This window comes from Burkholderia sp. Se-20378 (assembly GCF_017104665.1).
GTDB classification, from domain to species: domain Bacteria; phylum Pseudomonadota; class Gammaproteobacteria; order Burkholderiales; family Burkholderiaceae; genus Burkholderia; species Burkholderia lata.
This window is the reverse complement of record NZ_JAAGPG010000467.1, coordinates 1-6502: the sequence shown is the minus strand read 5'-3', so window position 1 is coordinate 6502 and position 6502 is coordinate 1. Positions and strand designations below refer to the sequence as shown.

Genomic DNA, 6502 nt, shown 5'->3' with positions numbered 1-6502 from the left:
TTCTTCGGAGCAGCAGCCTTCTTCGGAGCCGCGGCCTTCTTCGCCGGAGCCGGAGCAGCAGCGGCAGCCTTCTTCGCGGGAGCAGCGGCCTTCTTCGCAGGGGCAGCCTTCTTCGCAGCAGGCGCAGTGGATGCTTCGGGGATCGGCGGGACACCGCACGGTGGCGGCGGGCCGTGCGAATGTACTATGACGAATAGTGCAATCGCGCCTGTCGCGTACCGGTGCGGCACGCGATCATCGCCACACGCGCCGGCCGGCGCGTGTCGACGAAGCGGCAACCGGGCCGGCGGTCATGCAGACGACAGGGACAACCATTCGATGAACGAACAGGTAAACGAACAGGCGCTGAAGTCGCATACGGACCGGCGCCAGTTGCACCAGATCATCGCGGGGCTCACCGAGGGCGTGATCCTGGTCGAGCCCGACCAGCGGATCGTCTGGGCGAACGAGGCCGCGCTCGCGATGCACGGCGTGACCGAGCTGAAGGCGCTCGGTGCGACCGTCACCGATTACCGCGAGCGCTTCCGGCTGCGCTACCGGAACAACCACCCGGTGCGCGACGGCCACTATCCGATGGATCGCGTGATCGCGGGCGAGGAGTTCAGCGACGTGACGGTCGAGGTCGAATCGGCCGCCGACGAAACCGTGAGCTGGGTCCACCGCATCCGCAGCCTCGTGCTGACGAACGCGGCCGGCGAACCCGACTGCCTCGCGCTCGTGCTGCACGACGCGACCGAATGGGCGAGCGCCGAGGAACGCTTCGAGCGCACCTTCAACGCGAACCCGGCGCCGGCCGTGATCTGCCGGCTCGACGACCTGCGCTACGTGAAGGTCAACCAGGGTTTTCTGGACATGACCGGCCACGCGCGCGACGACGTGCTCGGCCGTTCGGTGTACGAGATCGACGTGCTCGACCAGGCCGAGCGGCGCGAACTCGCGATCGAGCGGCTGGGCGAAGGCGCGACGATTCCGCAGATGGAGGCCGTGCTGAAGCTCGCGGACGGCAGCGCGAAGGCCGTGGTCGTCGCCGGGCAGCCGATCGACATGAACGACGAGGCGTGCATGCTGTTCACGTTCATGGATCTCGAGCCGCGCAAGCAGGCCGAGCGCGCGCTGCGGCAGAGCGAGGAACGCTTCGCGACCGCGTTCCGGATGGCGCCGGTCGCCACCGCGATCGTCACGGCCGACCGCGTCGAATTGCTCGACGTGAACGGCGCATTCGCCGCGATGACGGGCCATGCGCAGGACGACCTGCTCGGCAAATCCGCGGACGAGATCGGGCTGTGGGCCGAACGCGGCGCGTGGCAGCGCATCGAGGGCCGGCTTGCGCGCGACGGCAACGTGCGCAATGCCGACGTGCAGATCCGCACGCGCGAAGGCGACGTGCGCGATTGCGTCGTGTCGGCCGACCCCGTCGCGATCCACGGGCGCGACTGCCTGCTCGTCGCGCTGCTCGACATCAGCGATCGCAAGCGCACGGAGATGGAGCTCGTCTACGCGATCGAAACGGCGATGCAGGATGCATCGTGGTTCAGCCGCACGCTGATCGAGAAGCTCGCGAACGTGCGGCGCGCGAATGCGCCGGATGCGGGCGCCCAACTGTCGGACCTGACCGCGCGCGAGCGCGACGTGTTCGACCTGCTGTGCCACGGCCTCGCCGACAAGGAGATCGCCGGCCGCCTCGGGCTCGCGCCGAACACCGTGCGCAATCACGTCGCGACCATCTACGCGAAGCTCGACGTGCACAGCCGCGGCGAGGCGATCGTGTGGGCGCGCGAACGCGGGATCGTCGGCGCATCCGAAGCGAATGGGGCGCGCGGCGAGAAGGGCGGCGCGAAAGACAAGGGCTGACGCCGTCGGTACGAATGCACCATGTGCGCTGGTGCATCCGCATCTACCGCACGCGGCGCCCGCTTGCGATCCTGTCCACTCGGCGGTGCGGCGCTGGCCGTCACATCGTCGACTCTCCCCAACCATCGCAGGAGACGACCATGGACAGGAATCGCATCGAAGGCAAGCTCAAGCAGGTCAAGGGTTCGGTCAAGGAAGCGCTCGGCAAGGTGACGGGCGACCGCAAGACGGAAGCGGAAGGCGTCGCCGAACAGGAGGCCGGCAAGATGCAGGAGCAGGCCGGCGAGGCGGCCGACGCGGTGCGCAAGCAGACGGACACCGATCGGCACTGACCGATGACGCGGCGCCGCAGGCGTCGCGACGGCCGGCCGGGCCGTCATCGCAACGATGATGCGCCGCCGGCATGACCACGGGCGGCCTTGAGGGACGGGCGCCGGCAGGGCTTCCCACTGCAACGATTTACCCACGGCTCACCGTTGCGTGGGCCGCGGGGCGGCCGCGAATGCGGAACTTGATGACAAATCCTCACAACATAGTTCCGATATTTCGTTTGCTGCACGGGTATTGGCTATCCACAATCCATTCACCTCTTTCGCGATGAAAGGCTCTTCGGAGACGGAGCCGCGGCGATCGATCGGCCAGTCGGGACGTTGCATGGCGCCCCGGCGGCGGACGAGATGACCGGCACGCGGGAGGTTGCCGACGCGCGGCGATCGCGCGTTGCATCCCGGCCCCCAGAACAAGGATTGTCATGACGTTCCGCATTCGTTCGCTTTCCGGCGTCGCATTGACCGCCGCGATCCTCGCGCTCCAGACCGGCGCGGTTCATGCGCAGGAGACGGTCGTCAAGGTCGGCGTGGCCGGCCCGCTGACGGGCGGCGGCGCCGCGTACGGCAAGGACATCGAGAACGGCGTGCGCATGGCCGTCGACGAAGCGAATGCCGCGCATACGACGGTGGGCGGCAAGCCCGTGAAGTTCGTCGTCGCGTCGCAGGACGACCAGAGCGATCCGCGCACCGGCGTGCAGGCCGCGCAGCAGCTCGCCGACGCACAGGTGGCCGTCGTGATCGGCCACTTCAACTCGGGCACGACGCTGCCCGCATCGAAGATCTACGCGAAGGCCGGCATTCCGATGATCACGCCGTCGGCGACCAATCCCGACATCACGCGCGCCGGGCTCGGCACCGTGTACCGCGTGATCGCGACCGACACGCAGAACGCCGGCAACGCAGGCGCCTATGCGGCGAGCGTGACCAAGGCGAAGCGCATCGCGATCATCGACGATCGCACCGCGTTCGGCCAGGGCGAAGCCGACGAATTCGAGAAGTCCGTGAAGGCGAACGGCGGCACGATCGTCGCGCGCGAATTCACGAACGACAAGGCGGTGGATTTCAGCGCGCAGCTCACGAAGATCAAGAGCACCAATGCCGATCTCGTGTTCTTCGGCGGCCTCGACGCGCAGGCCGCGATGCTCGTGAAGCGCATGCGCCAGCTCGGCATCCGCGCGCAGTTCCTCGCGGGCGGCGGCGTGATGAACGCGAACTTCATCAAGCTGGCCGGCAATGCGGCGGAAGGCGCGTCCGTGTGGGAATACGGGCAGCCGCTGGCGCGTCTCGCGAAGGGCAAGGAGTTCGAAACGAAATTCAAGCAGAAGTACGGCATCGACATGCTCGCGTACGCGCCGTTCGCGTACGACGCAACGTGGATCGCGATCAACGCGATGCAGAAGGCGAATTCGACGAAGCCGGCCGATTTCAACGGCGCGCTGAAGGGCACGCGCTACGACGGCATCACGGGCACCATCGCGTTCACGAACACGGGCGACCTGAAGAACCCGAGCTCGACGCTGTACGAGGTGAAGAACGCCGCGTGGCAGCCCGTCACGACGAAATCGGCGGATTGAACGCAACCCGCGCGCGGACTTTCGCGGCGACGCCGGACGTGCTGAAATGCCATCAGCGATCGGTTGCGATCGCGGCGCACGCCGGTGTGACAGCCGCACGAGTCTGCCCGCGCGACGCCGCGCGTGACGCGGCACGAACAACCTACGGGCGGGGCCGGCTGGCCGCGCCCAACCTGTGCAACTGGAGTCAGTCGTGAGTTCTCAAGTCGTCATCGTCGGCGGTGGTGTGATCGGCAGCTCGATCGCCTATTTCCTGCGCGCCACCGATCCCACGGTTTCCGTGACCGTGATCGAGCGCGACCCCACCTATGCGCGATCGTCGTCGGCGTTGTCGGCCGCGTCGATTCGCCAGCAGTTCTCGACGCCGCTGTCGATCGAGATGTCGCTGTTCGGCATCGACTTCCTGCGCACGATCGGTGAACGCCTCGAAGTGGACGGCCACCAGCCGTCGATCGACCTGCACGAAGGCGGCTACCTGTTCCTCGCGACGCCGGCCGGCGATGCGACACTGCGCGAGAATCATGCGCTGCAGACGAGCCTCGGCGCGGACATCCGGCTGATGGATCGCGATGCGTTGCGCGCGAAGTTTCCGTGGCTGAACGTCGACGATCTCGTGTCGGGCGCGTATGGCGTGAGCGGCGAAGGCTGGTTCGACGGCTACGGGCTTGTGCAGGCGCTGCGCAAGAAGGCGCAGGCGCTGGGTGCGCGCTACGTGCCGTCCGATGTGAAGGAGGTGGTGCGCGACGGCCGCAAGGTGACGCAGGTGGTCACGGCCGACGGCGAACGCTATGCGTGCGACGCGCTCGTCAACGCGGCAGGGGCGTGGACGCGCACGCTGTCGTCGATGATGGGCATCGACATCCCCGTGTATGCGCGGCGCCGCAGCATCTTCAACGTGTCGTCGCCGGCGAAGCTCACGGATTGCCCGCTGCTGATCGATCCGACCGGCGTGTACTTCCGGCCGGAAGGGCGCACGTATATCTGCGGGACGTCGCCGAGCCCGGATCGCGACCCGGACGACCTGCCGCTCGACGAAGTCGATCACGACCTGTTCGACGAGGTGATCTGGCCGACGCTCGCGAATCGCGTGCCGGAATTCGAGGCGTTGCGCGTGGAGAACTGCTGGTCCGGCTACTACGAGTACAACGTGTTCGACCACAACGCGATCATCGGGTATCACCCGGAACTCGACAACGTCGTGTTCGCGAACGGCTACAGCGGCCACGGGCTGCAGCAAGGGCCGGCGACGGGGCGCGGCGTAAGTGAACTCATTCTGGGCGGGCGTTACGACACGCTCGACCTGTCGACGCTCGGTTGGTCGCGCGTGCTGGAAAACCGGCCGATCGTCGAAAAGAACGTCGTGTAGCGCGGCGTAACCCGCCCGGTGTGGTGGGCGGGATTCTCCTTGTGTCTCACCTCATTGGCCCGACCGTGTCGGGCCTTTTTTCGTTGCGCGTGCAAGGGTGTGGCGCGCGTCAGCCGACGCCGTAGACCGCGTCGCGCAGATCGAGCGTGTACGGGCCGTTCATCCCTTCGTAGAGCGTGTTCGACAGCGACACGACGGTGAGCCCGCGTGCGCGGTCGACGAACCACGAATGACCGTAGACGCCGCCCCAGCGCCAGGTGCCCGGGGACTCCGGCGACAGCGCCGCGCGCGGGTCGCGCAACACGGAAAACCCGATCCCGTAACCCGCACCCGGCAGGTCGGGCAGCTCGAGGTTGCCGGTGTGGACGCGGCCCATCTCGTCGACCAGGTCGGCCGGCAAGACTGCGCCGCCGCCCGCCCGCAGCGTGTCCAGCACGTTCAGCACGTCGCCGGCGGTGCCGACCATCCCGGCGCCGCCCGATGCGAATGCTTCCGCATTGAGCGCGCGGGACGGCGAGTACGTCACGCCAACGGACCCTTCGAAGATGGGTACGGCTTCGTTCTCGGCGAGCCGGTGCGGCTGCGGCGTGTCGTTGACGTAGGGCGTTGCTAGCCGCGCGGCGTCGCGTGCGACGAATCCCGTGTCGCGGGTGCCGAGCGGGCGTAGCACGAGCGCATCGACCGCATCGGCGAGCGGCAGCCCGCTGACGGCCTCGATCAGCGCGCCGACCACGTCGATGGAGAGCGAGTAGTTCCAGCCGGTGCCGGGCGCGTACTGCAACGGCACGCTCGCGATCCGGCGCATGTTTTCGGCGAGCGTGATCGATGCGCCGTCGAGCCCGTCGGAGGCGCCCGCGCGTGCGTACGGGCCAGTCGCGTCGGCTTCCGCGAAGCGATAGCCGAGGCCGGCGGTATGCGTGAGCAGGTGACGCACCTTGATCGCCGGCACGCTGCCGTCGCGCAGTGCCGGGCGAAACTCGGGCAACCAGCGCGTGACGTCGTCGTCGAGCGACAGCTTGTGCTGTGCAACGAGCGCCATGGCGGCCGTCGCGACGATCGGCTTCGTCACCGACGCGAGCCTGAACAGCGTGTCCTCTTGCATCGGCGTGCGTGCTTCGCGATCGGCGAAACCGGCCGCGCGGCGATAGACGAGCTCGCCGTCGCGTGCGATCAGGACGACCACGCCGACGAGGCGGTGCGTGTCGAGTTGACGGGACAGTACCGCATCGACGCGCTCGGCGAGTGCGGGATCGGTCGACGGCTGCTGGGATGACGCGCGGTTGGGGATCATCGAAGACTCTGTCGTGAAGGGTGAGCCGACATGGTAGGCGGCATGCCCCGATCGTGCCGTTTATCCATACATGGAACAGGGCTTCGCGGGA

At 67.7% G+C, this 6502-nt stretch carries 5 protein-coding genes; 4 read left to right on the top strand and 1 reads right to left on the bottom strand.

Features of this window, described 5'->3' with window-relative positions:
• Positions 1 to 318: 318 nt before the first annotated feature.
• The 4 genes from G3N93_RS31480 (at position 319) to G3N93_RS31465 (ending at position 5120) form a co-directional block, all read left to right on the top strand.
• Positions 319 to 1851 carry a helix-turn-helix transcriptional regulator gene (locus tag G3N93_RS31480; RefSeq protein ID WP_174940078.1) on the top strand — a complete coding sequence of 511 codons (1533 nt, stop codon included), beginning with the start codon at positions 319 to 321 and terminating at the stop codon, positions 1849 to 1851.
• A gap of 140 nt (positions 1852 to 1991) precedes the next feature.
• Positions 1992 to 2183, top strand: coding sequence for a CsbD family protein (locus G3N93_RS31475; RefSeq protein WP_174938139.1), 192 nt, complete (start codon positions 1992 to 1994; stop codon positions 2181 to 2183).
• A gap of 419 nt (positions 2184 to 2602) precedes the next feature.
• Positions 2603 to 3754 (top strand): branched-chain amino acid ABC transporter substrate-binding protein, encoded by a 1152-nt coding sequence (locus tag G3N93_RS31470; protein ID WP_089443313.1) that lies wholly within the window; start codon positions 2603 to 2605, stop codon positions 3752 to 3754.
• Positions 3755 to 3947: 193 nt separating this feature from the next.
• Complete coding sequence (locus tag G3N93_RS31465) at positions 3948 to 5120, top strand: FAD-binding oxidoreductase (RefSeq protein ID WP_206134707.1); 1173 nt, start codon at positions 3948 to 3950, stop codon at positions 5118 to 5120.
• A gap of 109 nt (positions 5121 to 5229) precedes the next feature.
• Here G3N93_RS31465 and G3N93_RS31460 read toward each other — a convergent pair whose 3' ends face one another.
• Positions 5230 to 6411 carry a serine hydrolase gene (locus tag G3N93_RS31460; protein WP_206134706.1) on the bottom strand — a complete coding sequence of 394 codons (1182 nt, stop codon included), beginning with the start codon at positions 6409 to 6411 and terminating at the stop codon, positions 5230 to 5232.
• Positions 6412 to 6502 lie beyond the last annotated feature (91 nt).